The organism is Nocardioides convexus (genome assembly GCF_011090295.1).
The window spans coordinates 15,469-32,243 of sequence record NZ_JAAMYA010000001.1 but is presented as its reverse complement, the minus strand read 5'-3'; the positions used below and the strand labels follow the sequence as shown (position 1 = coordinate 32,243).

The 16,775-nt window shown below is 72.1% G+C and carries 22 protein-coding genes and 1 pseudogene; 18 read left to right on the top strand and 5 right to left on the bottom strand.

What is annotated here, in order from left to right; all coding sequences use genetic code 11:
* Nucleotides 1-14 precede the first annotated feature (14 nt).
* From G5V59_RS00215 to G5V59_RS00180, 8 genes are all read left to right on the top strand, one after another.
* Nucleotides 15-2,168, top strand: coding sequence for a GPW/gp25 family protein (locus G5V59_RS00215; RefSeq protein ID WP_278255194.1), 2,154 nt, complete (start codon nucleotides 15-17; stop codon nucleotides 2,166-2,168).
* The gene (locus G5V59_RS00210) at nucleotides 2,165-2,725 is read left to right on the top strand and encodes a baseplate J/gp47 family protein (RefSeq protein WP_278255193.1); all 561 of its coding nucleotides are present in this window, start codon (nucleotides 2,165-2,167) and stop codon (nucleotides 2,723-2,725) included. Before G5V59_RS00215 ends, G5V59_RS00210 begins: the two co-directional genes overlap by 4 nt.
* A gap of 214 nt (nucleotides 2,726-2,939) precedes the next feature.
* On the top strand, nucleotides 2,940-3,266 hold the full coding sequence (locus G5V59_RS00205; protein ID WP_278255192.1) for a hypothetical protein: 327 nt from the start codon (nucleotides 2,940-2,942) through the stop codon (nucleotides 3,264-3,266).
* Between the two features lie 66 nt (nucleotides 3,267-3,332).
* Nucleotides 3,333-4,001: a hypothetical protein gene (locus tag G5V59_RS00200; protein ID WP_278255191.1), complete on the top strand. Its 669-nt coding sequence runs from the start codon at nucleotides 3,333-3,335 to the stop codon at nucleotides 3,999-4,001.
* Nucleotides 3,998-4,552 (top strand): hypothetical protein, encoded by a 555-nt coding sequence (locus G5V59_RS00195; RefSeq protein ID WP_278255190.1) that lies wholly within the window; start codon nucleotides 3,998-4,000, stop codon nucleotides 4,550-4,552. The genes G5V59_RS00200 and G5V59_RS00195 overlap by 4 nt, the downstream gene beginning before the upstream one ends.
* 1 nt (nucleotide 4,553) lies before the next feature.
* Nucleotides 4,554-4,979: a hypothetical protein gene (locus G5V59_RS00190; RefSeq protein WP_278255189.1), complete on the top strand. Its 426-nt coding sequence runs from the start codon at nucleotides 4,554-4,556 to the stop codon at nucleotides 4,977-4,979.
* Nucleotides 4,973-5,200, top strand: coding sequence for a hypothetical protein (locus tag G5V59_RS00185; RefSeq protein ID WP_278255188.1), 228 nt, complete (start codon nucleotides 4,973-4,975; stop codon nucleotides 5,198-5,200). Before G5V59_RS00190 ends, G5V59_RS00185 begins: the two co-directional genes overlap by 7 nt.
* A 63-nt stretch (nucleotides 5,201-5,263) precedes the next feature.
* Nucleotides 5,264-6,925: a M15 family metallopeptidase gene (locus tag G5V59_RS00180; protein ID WP_278255187.1), complete on the top strand. Its 1,662-nt coding sequence runs from the start codon at nucleotides 5,264-5,266 to the stop codon at nucleotides 6,923-6,925.
* A gap of 74 nt (nucleotides 6,926-6,999) precedes the next feature.
* Here G5V59_RS00180 and G5V59_RS00175 read toward each other — a convergent pair whose 3' ends face one another.
* Nucleotides 7,000-7,245 (bottom strand): hypothetical protein, encoded by a 246-nt coding sequence (locus G5V59_RS00175; RefSeq protein WP_278255186.1) that lies wholly within the window; start codon nucleotides 7,243-7,245, stop codon nucleotides 7,000-7,002.
* A 151-nt stretch (nucleotides 7,246-7,396) separates the two neighbouring features.
* Between G5V59_RS00175 and G5V59_RS00170 the strand changes: the two genes are divergently transcribed.
* The 7 genes from G5V59_RS00170 to G5V59_RS00140 all read left to right on the top strand — a co-directional run bounded on the left by G5V59_RS00170 (nucleotide 7,397) and on the right by G5V59_RS00140 (nucleotide 10,763).
* Nucleotides 7,397-7,735: a hypothetical protein gene (locus G5V59_RS00170; RefSeq protein WP_278255185.1), complete on the top strand. Its 339-nt coding sequence runs from the start codon at nucleotides 7,397-7,399 to the stop codon at nucleotides 7,733-7,735.
* Between the two features lie 43 nt (nucleotides 7,736-7,778).
* Complete coding sequence (locus tag G5V59_RS00165) at nucleotides 7,779-7,961, top strand: hypothetical protein (protein ID WP_278255184.1); 183 nt, start codon at nucleotides 7,779-7,781, stop codon at nucleotides 7,959-7,961.
* A 4-nt stretch (nucleotides 7,962-7,965) separates the two neighbouring features.
* Nucleotides 7,966-8,499 (top strand): hypothetical protein, encoded by a 534-nt coding sequence (locus G5V59_RS00160; protein WP_278255183.1) that lies wholly within the window; start codon nucleotides 7,966-7,968, stop codon nucleotides 8,497-8,499.
* On the top strand, nucleotides 8,496-8,750 hold the full coding sequence (locus tag G5V59_RS00155) for a hypothetical protein (protein WP_278255182.1): 255 nt from the start codon (nucleotides 8,496-8,498) through the stop codon (nucleotides 8,748-8,750). The genes G5V59_RS00160 and G5V59_RS00155 overlap by 4 nt, the downstream gene beginning before the upstream one ends.
* A 143-nt stretch (nucleotides 8,751-8,893) precedes the next feature.
* Nucleotides 8,894-9,508, top strand: a complete 615-nt coding sequence (locus tag G5V59_RS00150) for a hypothetical protein (RefSeq protein ID WP_278255181.1) — start codon at nucleotides 8,894-8,896, stop codon at nucleotides 9,506-9,508.
* The gene (locus G5V59_RS00145; protein ID WP_278255180.1) at nucleotides 9,505-9,999 is read left to right on the top strand and encodes a hypothetical protein; all 495 of its coding nucleotides are present in this window, start codon (nucleotides 9,505-9,507) and stop codon (nucleotides 9,997-9,999) included. Before G5V59_RS00150 ends, G5V59_RS00145 begins: the two co-directional genes overlap by 4 nt.
* The gene (locus tag G5V59_RS00140; RefSeq protein ID WP_278255179.1) at nucleotides 9,996-10,763 is read left to right on the top strand and encodes a hypothetical protein; all 768 of its coding nucleotides are present in this window, start codon (nucleotides 9,996-9,998) and stop codon (nucleotides 10,761-10,763) included. The genes G5V59_RS00145 and G5V59_RS00140 overlap by 4 nt, the downstream gene beginning before the upstream one ends.
* Nucleotides 10,764-11,108: 345 nt before the next feature.
* On the opposite strand, the gene G5V59_RS00135 is transcribed toward G5V59_RS00140, so the two are convergent.
* Nucleotides 11,109-11,852 (bottom strand): hypothetical protein, encoded by a 744-nt coding sequence (locus G5V59_RS00135; protein ID WP_278255178.1) that lies wholly within the window; start codon nucleotides 11,850-11,852, stop codon nucleotides 11,109-11,111.
* A gap of 229 nt (nucleotides 11,853-12,081) precedes the next feature.
* Here G5V59_RS00135 and G5V59_RS00130 point away from each other — a divergent pair, with 229 nt between their 5' ends.
* A complete protein-coding gene (locus tag G5V59_RS00130; protein ID WP_278255177.1) occupies nucleotides 12,082-12,483 on the top strand; it encodes a hypothetical protein in 402 nt (133 codons plus the stop codon).
* 3 nt (nucleotides 12,484-12,486) lie between these two features.
* On the opposite strand, the gene G5V59_RS00125 is transcribed toward G5V59_RS00130, so the two are convergent.
* The gene (locus G5V59_RS00125) at nucleotides 12,487-12,609 is read right to left on the bottom strand and encodes a hypothetical protein (protein WP_278255176.1); all 123 of its coding nucleotides are present in this window, start codon (nucleotides 12,607-12,609) and stop codon (nucleotides 12,487-12,489) included.
* A 178-nt stretch (nucleotides 12,610-12,787) separates the two neighbouring features.
* On the opposite strand from G5V59_RS00125, the pseudogene aceE reads away from it, so the two are divergent.
* Together aceE and G5V59_RS00115 are read left to right on the top strand one after the other, a co-directional pair.
* A pseudogene (gene aceE / locus G5V59_RS00120) lies at nucleotides 12,788-15,522 on the top strand (pyruvate dehydrogenase (acetyl-transferring), homodimeric type).
* A 2-nt stretch (nucleotides 15,523-15,524) separates the two neighbouring features.
* Nucleotides 15,525-15,647 (top strand): hypothetical protein, encoded by a 123-nt coding sequence (locus G5V59_RS00115; protein WP_278255175.1) that lies wholly within the window; start codon nucleotides 15,525-15,527, stop codon nucleotides 15,645-15,647.
* An 88-nt stretch (nucleotides 15,648-15,735) separates the two neighbouring features.
* On the opposite strand, the gene G5V59_RS00110 is transcribed toward G5V59_RS00115, so the two are convergent.
* On the bottom strand, nucleotides 15,736-16,284 hold the full coding sequence (locus G5V59_RS00110) for an alpha/beta fold hydrolase (RefSeq protein ID WP_278255174.1): 549 nt from the start codon (nucleotides 16,282-16,284) through the stop codon (nucleotides 15,736-15,738).
* A 5-nt stretch (nucleotides 16,285-16,289) separates the two neighbouring features.
* Complete coding sequence (locus tag G5V59_RS00105) at nucleotides 16,290-16,706, bottom strand: alpha/beta fold hydrolase (protein WP_278255173.1); 417 nt, start codon at nucleotides 16,704-16,706, stop codon at nucleotides 16,290-16,292.
* Nucleotides 16,707-16,775 lie beyond the last annotated feature (69 nt).

Below are 16,775 nucleotides of genomic sequence, written 5' to 3'. Positions count from 1 at the left end.
ACGGCGCATGGGCCGTGCCGATCGGCGGGGACCAGACCGTCCCGGTCGGCCCCTGCCGCGGCGGCGAAGGCCTCGTCGCCGACGACGTCTGCCTGCTCGTCTTCACCCAGGAGCGACCCTGGGTCTACGCCACCGCGGCCGAGATCCCGCTCGAGCACCTCCCCGTCGCCGACGCCGGCGAGACGTCCAGCACCGAGCCTGGTGCGAGCCGACGACCCGCGGCTGTCGAACGCCAGGCAGCCCACCGCGCACCAGCACGACGCCGCCGACGTCGCCACGGGCACGGTCGCGATCGCCAGGCTGCCCGTGGCGGCCTCGGGCACCTCGAGCGCCACCCAGGTCGTGCGAGCCGACGACAGCCGGCTCGGCGACGCCAGGACGCCCACCGCGCACGTCCACGCCGCCGGCGACGTCACGAGCGGCACCCTCGCGCTCGCCAGGCTCCCTGTGGCGGCCTCGGGCACCTCGAGCGCCACCCAGGTGGTCCGAGCCGACGACAGCCGGCTGTCAAACGCCCGGCAGCCCACCGCGCACCAGCACGACGCCGCCGACGTCGCCACGGGCACGGTCGCGCTCGCCAGGCTCCCCGTGGCGGCCTCGGGCACCTCGAGCGCCACCCAGGTCGTGCGAGCCGACGACAGCCGGCTCGGCGACGCCAGGACGCCCACCGCGCACGTCCACGCCGCCGGCGACGTCACGAGCGGCACCCTCGCGCTCGCCAGGCTCCCCGTGGCGGCCTCGGGCACCTCGAGCGCCACCCAGGTCGTGCGAGCCGACGACAGCCGGCTCGGCGACGCCAGGACGCCCACCGCGCACGTCCACAGCGGGGCGGACATCACCAGCGGCACCGTCGACCGCGCGCGGCTCCCCACGCTGCCCGCCGCCCGGGTGAAGCGCGCCGCCGCCCAGAACATCCCCAACGGCGCCTCCACCACGATCGGCTGGGACACCATCGTGTCCGCTGTCGGGGGCTGCACAGCGAGCGCTTCGGGCATCGTCATCCCCGTCACCGGGACCTACCGGCTGACCGGCCAGGTCGGGCTCGACAACACGACCGGCGGCGCGGCCGGCATCCTGCACGTCGCGATCTCGGGCGCCTCGTCGGGCAGCGTCGTCGTCCACCGCGGCTCCTGCAACGCCTCGGCACCGACCGTCTTCGGCGGCAGCATCGAGGTCGCCTGCACCGCCGGCGACGTCATCACCGTGGGCGCGTTCCACAGCAACGGCGGCACCCGCCCCACCTACGGCGGGATCTACGAGACCTCGCTCTCGGTGAAGTACATCAACCCCTAGGAGTCTGGACGTTGCCCGAGCACCTCGCCTTCCCCATCGCCGTCACCAGCCAGGGCCTGGCGACCGTCGAGCAGGACTCCGACGCCGACATCCGCCAGTCCGTCGCGCTGCTGCTCAACACCCGCCCCGGCGAGCGACGCAGCGAGCCCAACTACGGGCTGCCAGACCCAGTCTTCGGCCAGCCTGCGCCCCGAGGACGTCGTCTCGGTCGTCGCGGAGTGGGAGGACCGCGCCGACCTCGACCAGCCTCGACATCACCCACCTCACCGGACAGGAGGCATAGCCCGTGCCCTTCGACCCGCCCGGAGCTCGACACCGACGAGGACGCCGTCACCGAGCGCATCCTGACCGGCCTCACCACCCGACTCGACGGCTGGGAGGCCTACGAGGGAGCACCCGAGGTCGCCCTGGCCGAGGAGATCGGCCGCGAGGCCGCCGTGCTCAACCAGTCGATGATCGACGTACTCGACCTCGCCGTCGCCGGCATGGGCGAGACGGCTTTCGGGTTCCCCGCCTACCAGGGCGCGCTCGCGACCATCCCGGTCAGCATCGACGTCAACGCGACCGGCACCATCATCCCGGCCGGCTTCACCGTCTACGGCATCAACGACAACGGCGACGAGATCGCCTTCGTGCTGCTCGAGGACGTCGGCGCGCCGACGCCCACCGTCGCAGCGACCATGACCGCCACCGAGTCCGGCGACTTCAGCAACGGCATCCCCGCCGGCGAGACTCACCATCGTCACCGCCACCACCAACGTCACCGCCGTGACCGCCACCGCCCCCAGCAGCAACGGCGCCGACCCCGAGTCTCATCGAGGACTACCTCAACCGGCTCGGCGACTACCTCGGCACACTGCGCCCAGGGGGCGTGACCGCGGCCGACCTCGCCGCCCTCGCCCGCTCCGTGCCCGGCGTGCACCGCGCGCTCGCCGTCGACCTCTACGACCCAGCAGCGCCGGCCGTGCCCGCCGAGCGCACCGCCACGGTGTTCCCCGTCGACGAGACCAGCCACCCCGTCTCCGCTCCGGTGAAGGCGCAGCTGCAGGCCGTCCTCGAGGCCGCCCGCGAGGTCAACTTCGTTATCCACGTCGAGAACCCCACCTACACCGCCGTGGAGATCGTGTACGACGTCGTCGCTGACACCAGCGCCGACCCGGCCATCGTGAAGGTCGAGATCGACACCGCGCTCGCGACCCTGCTCACCACCTGGGGCAGCACGGCCGACGACGACCAGGCGTGGACCGAGAACACCCAGTTCCGGCTCCTCGACGTCGTCCGCGTCATCGGCCGCGTCACCGGCGTCGCCTACGTCAACAGCCTGACGATCAACGGCACGCCGAACGACTACGTGCTCGACGGACCCGCCGCTCTCCCGAGCCCCCTCGACGACCCCGCCACGCCGTCGACGATCACCGGGACCGTCGCGTGAGACTCGGCCGTCGCAACCCGAGTGCTCGACGCTCTCGGCACGGCGTACCGCGCCGCAGCCGGCCCGCTGCTCGAGCCCCTCGTCGACGGCCTCACCGAGCCGCTCGTCGAGGTCGACGAGCGGACCGAGTCTCACCGCGCGCGGCTGGGCTCGAGCATTCGACCTGGACACCACCACCGACCCGGCGTGGCTCGGCGGCGCGATCGGCTCCCCCGTGCCAGGCGGCCTCACCGTCGAGCAGGCGCGCGCGTTCGTCCGCGACCGCGCCTACTGGCGTCGCGGCACCCCCGCCGCCGTGAGAGCCGCCGTCGCGGCGCTCCTGACAGGCCAGAAGCGCGTCGCGCTCGTCGAGCGCGACGGCGGCCCCTGGCGGCTCACCATCCGCGTGTACGCAGCCGAGGTGCCGCCCGGCGTCACCCTCGACGACCTGAAGGCCGCGGCCGCGACGCAGAAGCCCGTCGGGATCATCCTGCAGCCTCCAGGTCGTCGCCGGCGCCACCTTCGCCCACCTGACCGCCGAGCACGGCCCGACCTTCGCTGACGAGGCCGCCGACTTCCCGACCTTCGCCGACGCCGTCAACCACCTCCCCGAGGAAGGCACGATCGCATGAGCACCACCGCCAAGGGCGCACCGTTCCCGGAGACGACCGACACCAACGACGCGCCGGCCCGCATCCAGGCGCTCGCTCAGTGGGTCGACGCCAGGCCCGGCGTCGCGACCTTCACCACCGACGAGCGCAACGTGCTGGTCGGGACCGACATCTGGCCCGGGCGGGTCATCTTCAACAGCACCACCGGCCTCCTCGAGATCAACAAGCCGGGCACCGCCGGCGCGGCGAGTCTGGAGCCCGCTCGCGGACGGCGCGCACGTCCACGCGGCCGGCGACATCAACGCCGGCACGCTGGCGATCGCCAGGCTTCCCGTGGCCGCGTCGGGGACCTCGAGCGCCACCCAGGTGGTGCGGGCCGACGACAGCCGGCTCAGCGACCAGCGCGTCCCCACGGACGGCTCCGTGACGGGCGCCAAGGTCGCGGTGAACGCCGTGACCACGCCGAAGCTCGCCGACGCGGCCGTGACCGGTGCCAAGGTCGCCGACGGCGCGATCGCCAGCGCGAAGATCGTCGACGGCGCAGTGACGACCGCCAAGGTCAACGACGGCGCGATCACCGCGCCCAAGGCTGGCCGCCGGCGTCGCAGCGAAGCCCCGCGACGTCCAGACCCTCAACGCCAGCGGGAACTGGACCAAGCCGGCCGGCGCGACCCGCGTCCGGGTGATCCTCATCGGTGCGGGCGGCCGGGGCCAGACCGCCGAGATCAACGCCAAGGGCGGCGCCGGCGGCGCGGTCCTGGACGTGGAGATCCCCGCGTCGTACCTCGCCGCGGTCGTCGCGGTCACCGTCGCTGCTGGCGGGACCAACAGCAACGGCGGCGTGGGGGCAGGTACCTCGCTCTCGCTCGTCAACAACGTCGTGCTCCGCGCCCAGAGCGGTGCTGGTGGCGGCGCGGCGCCCGCCGCTGCCCAGGCGCTCGTCGACGTGACGACCCTCCCCCAGCCGATGGGTCTGCCCGGCGGCGTCCCGACCGGAGAGTCCACCGACGGCGCGCCCTCGCCCGGCGGCGGGGTCGGCGGCTTCAACCCGGTCGACAGTCCGGCCTACGCCGCCGGCGCCGGTTCCTTCGGCCTGCGGCCGCCGGGCGCTGCCGGCGACGTCACCAACGCGATCGCCGGCGGCGGTGGTGCCGCGCCAGGCGGCGGAGGCCTCGGGGGTAACCCCGGCACGAACGGCCAGCCCGGCGCCGCCTGCCTCATCACCTACTTCGACTGACGTGGAGCGCTTCACCAGCACCGCCGACTTCGTGCTGCTGCTCAGCGCCCTCGGCAGTGCCGTCCTCGCGTGGATCAGGCTGATCCGCCCCTGGGTCCGAACCCGCGCCTCCGAGCGCGACGCGATCAACGACGTCCTCATAGGCCGACCGGCCGTCCCGGCGAACCCGATCACCGGCGATCCCGCACAGCCGGCCAAGCCCGCGATCGGCCAGCAGGTCGCCGACATGGCCGTCGTACTGAACGAGGTGCACCACGAGCCTGCACCCCAACGGCGGCTCCAGCATGAAAGACGCGCTGGGCCGCACCGAGAAGGGCGTGGCCGCCCTGCGCGGCGAACTCGAGCAGATCCGCCAGCGCCTCGCAGCCGGCGAGCCTGCGGTTCGACGACCAGGACGAACGCCTCGAGCGCATCGAAGGCGTGCTGACAGACGAGCCTGCGCGTCGCCACCGACACGGTGGCCAACGCCGCCGAGGCGTCGAAGGCCGTGCTCGAGGTGATCCACCTCGCGCAGGTCTCCGAGCCGCCCCCGGACCTCGCCGATCTCGACTGACCCGAGCAGCACCCCGTCCCGACCCGCCCGGCCGAAGCCCCGGCCGGGTGCTGCAGCGCGCCACCACCACCCTCCAAGGAGCACGCACGTCATGACCACCGCCACCGTCGAGGGCTTCGCCGTCCTCGAGCCCAACAGCCCGAAGCCTGCACCGCTGGGTGCAGCCCGGCACCAACCGCACCATCACCCGCCGCAACGGCTCCGTGGGCCTCGTGCTCGCGCACAACGCCCAGCGGTTCAACGACCTCGTCGAGCGCCTCGACCAGCCCAAGGAGCGCGACGGCGCCCCCGACGACGGCAACTACAACCATCGCAGGATCACCGGTGGCAGCGGCTGGTCCAAGCACGCCACCGGCGCAGCCGACGACCTCAACTGGTCGCGGCACCCGTACAACACCCCGGCCTCGCGGACCTTCACCAAGGCGCAGATCCGGCAGATCCACCTCACCCTGCAGATGTACCGGGACCCCCGCACCGGGATCCTCGTCGTCGAGTGGGGCGGCGACTGGCCCAGCCACCCGGGCAGCACCGCCAAGCCCGACCCGATGCACTTCCAGATCAGGCTCGCGGGCGCGGCTCGAGCACGTCGAGCGGGTCGCCCGCCTCCTGATCCACACCCCGCGCGGCAAGGCGATCCTCAAGGCCAACCCCGGACAGAAGCGCGTGGTGCTCTCGTGACCCGCCCGCTCGTGCGACGCCGCGGCTCCAGGATCCAGGCCTGGAACATGAAGGTCGGTCGCGGTCGCACCCGCAAGGGCCGACGCGCGATCCTGCGCGCGCTCAACGCCCTCGCCGCCGGCCGCACCGAGGTCATCGTCCTGCTGGAGACCGGAGGCAACAGGGCCGCGATCGACCTGTGGCTCGAGCGCCGCAACCGCTCTCGGATCCGGGCCCACGGCTACCGGAAGTACACCGGCCAGGGCGAGATCGGCCAGTCCACGATGATCCTGGTGCGCCGCGACAAGGAGGTGCTCGACCACGGCCTGATCAAGGTCGCCGCGCACTGGAGAGGCCCGAAGGGCAAGGACATCGCCGGCCGCGTCGTCCCTTGGGTGACGATCGACACCACCGGCGCCCCGCTCACCGTCCGTGGACTGCACGCCGTGTGGAACCCGCGGCTGAACCACGTCGCGCACGAGGAGTACGGCACCAGGCTCAGGGCGCACGCCGACACCGTCGACGACCTGATCGACGTCGGCGACCAGAACGAGTCGCCGTCTGCCGGCGGGGAGCACTCCGCTGGGGCGAACGCTCGGGCGATCGGCGCGGCGGTCATCCGCACCGGTGACCCGACCGATTGGGCGTACGCCCGCGGGCGGAGCCTGGCGAGCTCGAACTGGTGCCAAGCACGGCTCGGACCACCTCTCGGTCCAGTACGACGAGCAGGTCGCGGCATGACCTCGGCCCGGCGGCGGTTCGACGAGCTCGGCCAGGTGCCGACCGTCGCCGGGCTCCTGCTCGGCGCGCTGCTCCTGCGGCTTGCTCGCTGGGTCCAGACTCGTCGACGACACCCACGACATCACCTACGAAGGAGACGAACCCCTGTGAGCACCGTGATCCCCGCCAAGACCCGCGTCGCGGCGAAGCGCGGCTTCATCCGCACGACCGCCCAGGCGTACGCCGCCACGATCCCCGCCGGCGGGATCTCGGCCGCGGCGCTCGCCGGCGCGCTCGACGACCCGCAGCCCGTGCTGCTGATCGCCTCGATCGCAGCGTGGCTCGTCACGCCGCTGGCCGCCGGCGCCGCGTCGTACCTGTCGATCCTGTCGAACGGCATCCCGGCGGAGTACTCCGCCGGCGGCGAGGTGGTCGACGAGTAGCCCGTCGCACGACGACGCACCACGCGCCCCGCCTCCGACCCCGGAGGCGGGGCGCTCTTCGTCGTACCGCGACCTCAGCCAGCACCTGGTGGCCGGCCACGCTTCGGCGGCCGCGGCGCGTCGACGAGCGTCAGGCACGAGAACGGGTACCACTCCGCCTTCACGCTCGCGCCGCGGCGCTCGTCGGGCGGAGCGCCGGTGAGCACGAAGCCCTCCCACGTCGTGCTGCCGTGCTTCCCGGACCGCGGCCGCCGCTCGATCAGGATCCCGAAGACCGGGTCGGGGCCGTACATCGTGCCGGGCGCGAGGTCGACCCACACGATGCAGGGCAGGCTCGACCTCGGGCATGCCCCGGAGCGTAGGCCAGGGCTCCGACTTAACCGATAAGGGTTGTTATCCATAACGCCCCCGGAGTGGCGCCACAACGCGCGCCCGCGCCACGGCGACGATGGGCCCCATGTTGACCAGCCCGTGACCTCCGCCGAGGCCGCCCGCGCTGAGCGCGCCGCCGCCTCCGCCCTTCTCGACCTCGCCCGCAACGCCGAGCGCGTGCTGCACATCTCGCCGACGCTCGTCAAGGCCCGGTACACCCTCGAGGACGTCGCGGCGATCGCCGACGTCACCCTCGAGGGCCGCGTCATCCGCGCCAACGGTCACTATCGGTTCGACCACGCCAACGGCGGCCGGATCCGCTTCGTGAGCGGGCTCGGGAGCCTTCACCCCTTCACCGGCCGCTACGACTACCACTTGGTCGTCCTAGCAGCCGGCGTCGACCTCACCCGAGAGCCTGCTCGGTCAGGCTCGCGCTGATGCAGCACCTCGGGGCGAGGGTCCGAACGGAAGGCGGTGATCAGTGAGCGCCGAGCCGGGCGCTGCTCGGCGACCGTGGCGGCTACGGGGGTACCGCAAGGGCGACAAGACCGACAAGCCGTCGATCGAGACGACCGAGCGCGGCGACCAGGCCCTCGACACGGCGCTCGCCCGCCTCGAGGCCGACTCCACGATCGTCCGCACCTCCGTCAAGCAGGCGTGGTGACCCGGTGAGCGGCATCCGGACCGGCACGCGCCTCGAGCAAGCTGCTCGACCTCCGACGTCGTACCGACGTCCACCTCGAGGTCGCACGACGCCGCGGCCGGCCCCACGCCGAGTTCGCCCTGCTCGCCGAGCGCGTCGACGAGGAGATCCGCGCCGAGGGCGGCACTCCGCCGCCGCCCAAGCCCGATCCGGACGCCACGCGGCCGCGGCACCAGCCCAACCAGGTAGACCGCCTCCTCCGCGAGTCCCGGCGTCACCGCCGGCGACGTCAAGCGCTGGGCCGTCGACCAGGGCCTCCTCGACCAGGTGCGCCGCGGCCGCGTCGCCCTGCAGTTCGTCGAGGCGTACGCCGCCCAACACCAGACCACCCACCCCGAAGGGACCAACCCATGATCCGCGCCACCCTCGACCAGTCCCCCGACATCACCCTGCTCGAGTCCGTCGACCGGGTCGACGCCGAGCAACTCCGCGTGCTCTGGATCGCCGACAACGAGGACGCCTGCCAGCAGGCTGGTTCGCGACCTGCAGCAGCACGTGATGGCAACCCGCACCGTCAGCCGGCGCAAGGTCCGCGTCGGCGCGTACCGCGAGGCCTACGAGCACGCCGACGGCGGCCGGATCCTCTTCACCTGGCCCTCGCGCAACCTGCACTGGATCCGCGGCTACTGGATCGACGCCATCGTCAGCGACGCCAACCCGGCGGACTGGCCACGGCACTTCCTCGTCGACCTGCACGTGCTCGAAGGCCTCGGGGCCCTGATCCTCAGGACCGAGCGTGCGAGCCGCTGAGCGCCCGCACGACCTCCCACCGGCCTGGGACGGGCACCCGGTCACCTGGGGGCCGTGGCACGCCGCCGCGACGACGCTCCGGTTCCACCTCGAGCTCCACGAGCTCGCGTGCGAGACCTGCGGCTCGCTCGAGGAACAGGCTCGTGGCCACCGGCCGCCGGGCCGCCGGCGACGTCGACCAGGTCGTCGATCGCGGCCGCGTCGTACTGAGCGACACCCCGACGCGGCTCTACGCCTTCCGGTGCCCCGACTGCGGGCACGACCAGGTGCTCGAGGGCGACGAGTCTGTGGGACCTCGACGAGACCGACTACGGCGACGACGGATCGCGGCCGCCGGATCCGCCCAGCCCGCACCCCACCCCCGTTGTAAGTGCACCGGCGCCCGTCACCCCCCAACCGGATCCGCGCGAAGAGCCTGCGCACCCTCCCAGCCCCCGAGCACGCCCGGAGCTTCTGCCACGGCTGCGGGCGCCTCGTCGTGTGGGCCACCACAGTCGCCGGCCCGAACGGGCCCGGCGGCAAGCCTGCAGCCATTCGACCCGCGCGAGGACCTCGCCGGCAACGTCGCGATCACCCAGCCCGTCGCCCGAGGCCGGCTGCTGGCCCGGGCGCTGCACAAGGACGAGCAGGTCGAGCGCCCGCTCGAGTACTCCGGCATGACCCACTTCGCGACCTGCCCCGTGAAGGCACACCCCGCCCCGCCGATGGCGCTCCTCGAGCACCAGACCAAGCACCTCACCCGACGAGGGCGCCGGTGACAGCCCCGCTCTTCGACACCCGCGATCTCGGAGACTGCTCGTCGTACTGGCGGACCGCGCGCGACGGCGACCCGATCGGGCGAGCCTTGTACGACCGGCACTACTCCCGCCGCTCCTACCGCGACGGGCGCCGGCCATCCCTGTTCGTCGGGCCGGGAGAGAAGCTCGTGCTCCTGGCCCACGACGACCAGGCCCTCCTCGCCTGGCGACGCTTTCACGACGCCTCGGGGCAGCGCGGCGTGAACTGCGCGGTGTTCCGCAACGAGGGCCCGACGCTCGCGTCTCGATTGCTCATCGATGCTGAACAGGCTGGCGTGGCGAAGGTGGCCCGACGAGGTGCGGCTCTACACCTACGTCAACCCGCGGAGGATCCGCTCGAGCAACCCTGGCTACTGCTTCAAGCAGGCCGGATGGCGACCAGCGGGAAGGACCAAGGGGGCCACGGCCGTGAGCCGTTGGTCATCCTCGAACGACTGCGGGGAGCTCGATGAGCCGCCGACCAGTCCCGCTCGAGGACGCGGTCGCCGTCGAGTACCTCGCGTGGTGCGAGCGGCAGCCTGCAGCCGCCCAACACCCTCCGACGCCGCCGTGCAGTACTCCGCTCGATCGGCAACCCAGGCACGGCGACCCGCGAGGAGATCGAGGCCTGGTGGGAGCAGCGCGTCGACCTGCAGGACGGCGGCGCGAGGAAGGGGTCGAGCCGAGCCAACGACCTCGCGATGGTGCGGGCCTTCTACACCTGGTGCCAGATGTGGGAGTACCGCGACGACAACCCATCGGTGAGGCTGCAGGCGCCGACCCAGGGCAAGGGGAAACCCCGGCCGGCGACGCGCCGGGAGTTCGACCAGATCCTGAACCACATCGCCGGCCTGCCCGTCCGCTCGGCCGAGCTGCGCCGCGCCGTTCTGCTCGGCACCTGGGCCGGCCTTCGGGTCTCCGAGGCCGCCGGTCTGGACTGGCCGGACATCGACGTCGAGACCCGCAAGGCCTGGGTGACAGGCAAGGGCGGCAAGACCCGCGAGGTCAGCTCTGTCGGCTCGGCTACTCGAGGAGCCTCGGCCCGCCCCTCGAGGAGGGCAACGTCGTGACCGGGCGGCCGCAGGGGTGGGCGTCGACCACGCTGGGGCACTACGTCAACGCCGCGATCCGCGACGCAGGGGTGCCGGCCGGCGTCCGCTTCCACAAAGCCTCCGACACCGGTACGGCACGGTCGGCTATCAGCGCATCAAGGACCCGCGCGCGCTCGCCGACCTGATGGGCCACGCCTCGGTCGCCACGACAATGAGCTTCTACGCCGCAGCAGCCGACGAGGCCGCCGCGGCGATCGCCGACGCGGTGGTCGACGAGTGAGGCGGTACGCCGGCGCCGAGCCTGCCCGACGACGTCGACGACGACGAGATCGATCCGCTGACGTACACCCGGGCGCAGGCCGCCCGGGTCCGGGCGCAGCTGCGCCAGCGCCAGGCCGAGACGTCGCCGCAGCACCATGACCGCCTCGAGCGCGACCTGGCAGCGTGGGACTGCCAGGTCGCGCGGCTCACGATCGACGAGCACTGGTCGACGGGCGAGGGCGACCGGAAGGCTGTTCTAGCCGCCCGGCTCAGGCGGCGGGCGGGAGCAGGTGGATCGCCTCGCCGGCCTCGTCGCGGGCGGCGTGCACGTAGTGCTCCGTGGAGGACAGCGTGCGGTGCCGGAGCAGGCTCCTGGACGACCTTGATGTTGGCGCCGGCCCGGAGCAGCCGGGTGCCGTAGGTGGCCCGGGTGCGGTGGATGTTGCCGCTGATCCCGTGGGCCTCGTAGAGCCTTGTGGATCTCCCGGTTGATCTTGCCGGTCGTGATGTGACCGCCGTCCTCGCGGGGGAACCAGAAGTCGCGGCGGGGGTAGTCCTGGGCGAGCCTCCCACAGCACAGGGTGCGTTGGCACCATCTCGGCCTGGCCGCCCTTGCCGACGAGGTTGATCGACCGCTGGCTGATGTCGAGGCCGCGGAACTTGGCGATCTCGAACCGCCGGATGCCGGCGTAGAGCCCGAGCAGCAGCCAGGCCCGCACGTCGCCGGTCGCATGGGTCAGGAGTACGTCGACCTCCTCCTCCAGGAGCGGCTTCGGCCGCGGGCGAGGGGACGGTGCCGGGCGGATCGCGGTCACGGGGTTCGAGCTCGCCAGCCCGGCCTCCATCGCCCACTTCCCGAGCGAGATGAAGTGGTTCTGGTAGGTACGCCGGGTCCAGCCCTTGTACGGCTGCAGCCAGTCGAGGATCTGCCGCTGCGTGAGCACCAGCGTGCCGTGCTCGAGGAACAGCCGGCGGGCGATCATCGCGCGCTGGTGGACCGTGCGATCGGCCAAGCCCTGCGAACTCGAGCCAGTCGATGAAGGCGGCGACCGGGTCGTCGTGGTGGCCCGAGGTAACCAGGGCGAGAGGCGTATCTCCATAACTCATACCGGCAAAGAGTGGCGACTGCGACACACCACATTCAACGGAGATTGTCACTTCGCGGGACGCCGCGGTTGCCAGCCGGCTGACCGGCTGCAGGCTCACGCCGCGTCCCGATCGCCGCGCGAGAGGTCGCGGATCGTGGCGTCCCGCTCCCCGTCGGGCACTCCCCACACCACGACGGGCGTGACATGCAGCGAGCACACCAGCCAGGTGCCCGAAGAGGGCAGGCTCGACGGCGTACCCCTGCTCGTTGCGGCAGAGCGCGAACTGGCACCGCTCGGGGTCGGCGAGCGGGACGTCGTCGCTGCGCAGGAGCGGGCCCATCACGCCCTCGCCTCGTCGCCAGCGCGCACCCTCTGCCCGACCTCGATGGAGTGCGCGGACGCGTTGTCCGCGTTCCTGCCGGTCACCCGCTGCGCCACGGCGTCGGCGAGACTCGAAGGCGAGCACGTACCCGTCACGGCCACCGAAGGAGGCCGCGTTGATGGCGGCCGCGACCAGCGAGTCGACGGTGAGGGGCGAGAACGGCACCCAGGCTGACGCTCACGCCACACCCCGCCGCTCAGCGAGGACGACAATGTTGGACGCGCTGGGATGGTCGTCGACGAGCGCCAGGGCGCCCGCGGCCAGCACGCTCGATCGGCAGGCGCAGGACGACCGCGTCACGAACGTACTCCTCGGTAGATTCGCGGCCCTCCCGAAGATACTGCTGGGTAGATTTCCCGCCCTGGATTCGAGTGGAAGGATGGCCTGGTGACCTCCGACACCCCCGATGCCACAAGCTCCGGCCCCACCCCGGCCGCCCGTCCCGCCTCGGTCATCCACGAGGGCCTCCCCACGCAGCCTGCCGGACATCGATCCGGACGAGACGAAGGACTGGATCGACTCCTTCACCGCCCTCGTCGACGAGCGCGGACGCGAGCGTGCGCGCTACGTGATGCTGCGCCTGCTGGAGAGCGCGCGGCAGAAGCAGGTCGGCGTGCCGGCCCTGCGCAGCACGGACTACATCAACACCATCCCGCCCGAGCGCGAGCCGTGGTTCCCCGGCGACGAGGACGTCGAGCGCCGGATCCGCGCCTTCCTGCGCTGGAACGCCGCGGTGATGGTCTCCAGCGCCAACCGCAAGGGACTGGAGGTCGGCGGCCACATCGCGACGTACCAGTCCAGTGCGAGCCTCTACGAGGTCGGCTTCAACCACTTCTTCCGCGGCAAGGACCACCCCGGCGGCGGCGACCAGCCTCTTCATCCAGGGCCACGCCTCCCCCGGCATCTACGCCCGCGCCTACCTGGAGGGCCGGCTCACCGAGGAGCAGACTCTTCCGGTTCCGCCAGGAGGTCCAGCACGGCAAGGGCGCCGGCCTGCCGTCGTACCCGCACCCGCGACTGATGCCGGACTTCTGGGAGTTCCCGACGGTCTCGATGGGCCTGACCGGCATCAACTCGATCTACCAGGCGCGGTTCAACCGCTACCTGGAGAACCGCGGCATCAAGGACACCGCCGACCAGCACGTGTGGGCCTTCCTCGGCGACGGCGAGATGGCCGAGCCGGAGTCCCTCGGCGCGATCCGGATCGCCGCCCGCGAGGAGCCTCGACAACCTCACCTGGGTGATCAACTGCAACCTGCAGCGAACTCGACGGCCCGGTCACCGGCAACGGCAAGATCATCCAGGAGCCTGGAGGCCAACTTCCGCGGCGCGGGCTGGAACGTCATCAAGGTCGTCTGGGGCCGCGAGTGGGACGCCCTGCTCGCCAAGGACGTCGACGGTGTCCTGGTCAACCAGATGAACAGCACCCCCGACGGCGCCTTCCAGACCTTCTCGGTCGAGAGCGGCGCCTACAACCGCGAGCACTTCTTCGGGCCGGACCCCCGGCTGCGGGCGATGGTCGAGCACATGACCGACCGCCAGATCGAGAAGCTCGCCGCGCGGCGGCCACGACTACCGCAAGGTGTACGCCGCCTTCGACGCCGCCACCAAGCACGTCGGCCAGCCGACGGTGATCCTGGCGCACACCGTCAAGGGTTGGACGATCGACGCCCTGGAGGGCCGCAACGCGACCCACCAGATGAAGAAGTCTCACCCAGGACGACCTCAAGAAGTTCCGCGACCGGCTCTACCTGCCGATCAGCGACCGGGACCTGGAGACCGCCTACGAGTCCACCGGGACCGCGCCCTTCTTCCACCCCGGGGCGGACTCCCCCGAGATCGAGTACATGATGGAGCGCCGGCGCCAGGCTCGGCGGCTCGATCCCGCGCCGCGTCATCCGGGCGAAGCCGCCGAAGGCTCCCCGGCGATGCGACGTACGCCGAGCTCAAGAAGGGCGCCGGCAACCACAAGGTGGCCACCACCATGGCGGCGGTCCGGCTCCTGCGGGACTGGATGAAGGACCCCGAGATCGGCAAGCGCATCGTCCCGATCGCGCCCGACGAGTACCGCACCTTCGGCATGGACTCGATGTTCCCCTCGGCGAAGGTCTACGACCCGGCCGGGCAGAAGTACGAGTCCGTCGACCGCAACATGCTGCTGCAGTACAAGATGTCGCCGCAGGGCCAGATGCTGCACGAGGGCATCTCCGAGGCCGGCGCGATGGCCTCCGCGACCGCGGCCGGGTCGTCGTACTCCACGCACGGCGAGGTGATGATCCCGTTCTACATCTTCTACTCGATGTTCGGCTTCCAGCGCACCGGCGACTCGATCTGGGCGATGGCCGACCAGGCTCGCGCGCGGCTTCCTCGTCGGCGCCACCGCCGGACGCACGACGCTCACCGGTGAGGGCCTGCAGCACGCCGACGGCCACTCGCCGCTGATCGCGGCGACCAACCCGGCGGTCGTGCACTACGACCCGGCCTTCGGCTACGAGGTCGGCCACATCATGCGCTCGGGTCTGGAGCGGATGTACGGCACCAGCGAGGAGCACCCGCTCGGCGAGGACATCATCTTCTACCTCACCGTCTACAACGAGCCGGTCGCCCAGCCCGCCGAGCCCGCGGACCTCGACGTGGCCGGCCTGCTCAAGGGCATGTACCGGGTCAGCGCGGCGCCCGACGCCGAGGGCCCGCGGGTGCGCCTGCTCGCCTCCGGCGTCGGCTTCCCGTGGATCGTCGAGGCGGCGCAGATGCTCGCCGACGACTGGGGCGTGCAGGCGGAGACCTGGTCGGTGACCTCGTGGAACGAGCCTGGCCCGCGACGGCATCGCGACCGGCAAGTGGAACCTGCTCCACCCGGAGGAGGCCCACCGCACGGCGTACGTCACGAAGGTGCTGGGCGAGGGCGAGACGGCGAACGCGCCGGTCGTGGCCGTGTCGGACTACATGACCGCCGTACCGCTGCAGATCGCGCCGTGGGTGCCCGCCGACTACCGGGTGCTCGGTGCCGACGGGTTCGGCTTCGCCGACACCCGCCCGGCGGCGCGGCGCTTCTTCCAGGTCGACGCCCCCTCGGTCGTCGTGCAGGCGCTCGCCGCGCTGGCCGACGCCGGCGAGATCGACCCGGGCCGGGTCAAGGACGCGCTGGAGAAGTACCGCATCGATGACCCGACCGCGGTCGCCGGGGTCCAGCAGGAGGGCGGCGACGCCTGACCGTGCGACATGACGAGGGGCGCGAGGAGGAGAGGTTCTTCGCGCCCCTCGTCGTCGTCAGCGGCCCGCGACCTGGCTCGGGAGCGCGACCAGCGCCGTACCGGCACCGGCGATGCCCGTGGTGAGACCCACCACGGTCACGAAGCCTGCCGAGAACCATCCGCCAGGACCACTTGCCACTCACACCGGGAGGACACCGGCGCGCGGACTTCCTTACGCGGGTGCGGGCTGCGCCGCCGGAGCGACGGTCGTGACCGGGGCCGAGGCGCCGGCGGTGAGCATCCGGCGGAACCGGGCGCGGTTGTACGTCGCCGGCTCGGTCGTGCTGACGAAGTCGTCGAGGATCCGCGCGAACTCCTCGGGGTGGTTCTTGTGCGGGAAGTGCCCGGCGTCCTCCAGCACCTCGACCCGCACGTCCGGCGCGAGGGCCGCGGCGTTGCTCGCGTGCCGCACCGGGATCACCTGGTCCTGGCGTCCCCACACGACCGCCATCGGCATCGCGTCGCTGAGGTAGGCGCGGTCCGACATCGTCACGATCTGGCCGCGCCAGTCGATCACCGCCCGGACCAGGTGCCGGATCGCGAACCGGGTCCGCCGGTCCTTCCACGACTCGACGATGTCGGCGACCTCGTCGAGGTCGCGGGTGACCTTGCGCAGGGGCCCCAGGTCGCCGTACTGGTGGGCGGTGCGGAGCGCGAAGGTCTCCAGGTGGCGCACGCCGGGCAGGGTGAGCGCGCCCATCACCCGGAACCAGCCGGGCACCTGGATCAGCCTTGATCAGCGGCGTGACGTCGGGCCCGAGGCCGCCGGTGGACACCAGCATCACCCGCTGGGTCCGCTCGGGGAACTGGTAGGCGAACTGCATCGCCACCCCGCCGCCGAAGTCTGTGCCCGACGACGGTCACCTTGTCGATGCCGAGGACGGTGAGCAGGTCCCGCATCCCGTTGGCGTAGCCGCCGAGGGTGTAGTCGGCGCGCGGCTTGTCGGACAGGCCGTGGCCGAGAAGGTCGGGGGCGATGACGGTGTACTTCTCCGCCAGCGCGTCGATCACCGGGGTCCACGTGGTGTGGTCGCAGGCCAGTCCGTGCAGCAGCAGGAGCGCTGGGCCGCTGCCCTGCTTCACGAAGGCGCGGCGCTTGCCGTGCAGGGTGACGTACTGCACCTCGTGGGTCGTACCCGCCATGGCGGCTCCCCCTCGCCGTCGTGCTAGCAGGCGCTTGCTCCTGCTAGCGGGTGGTGGACGATTCAACCA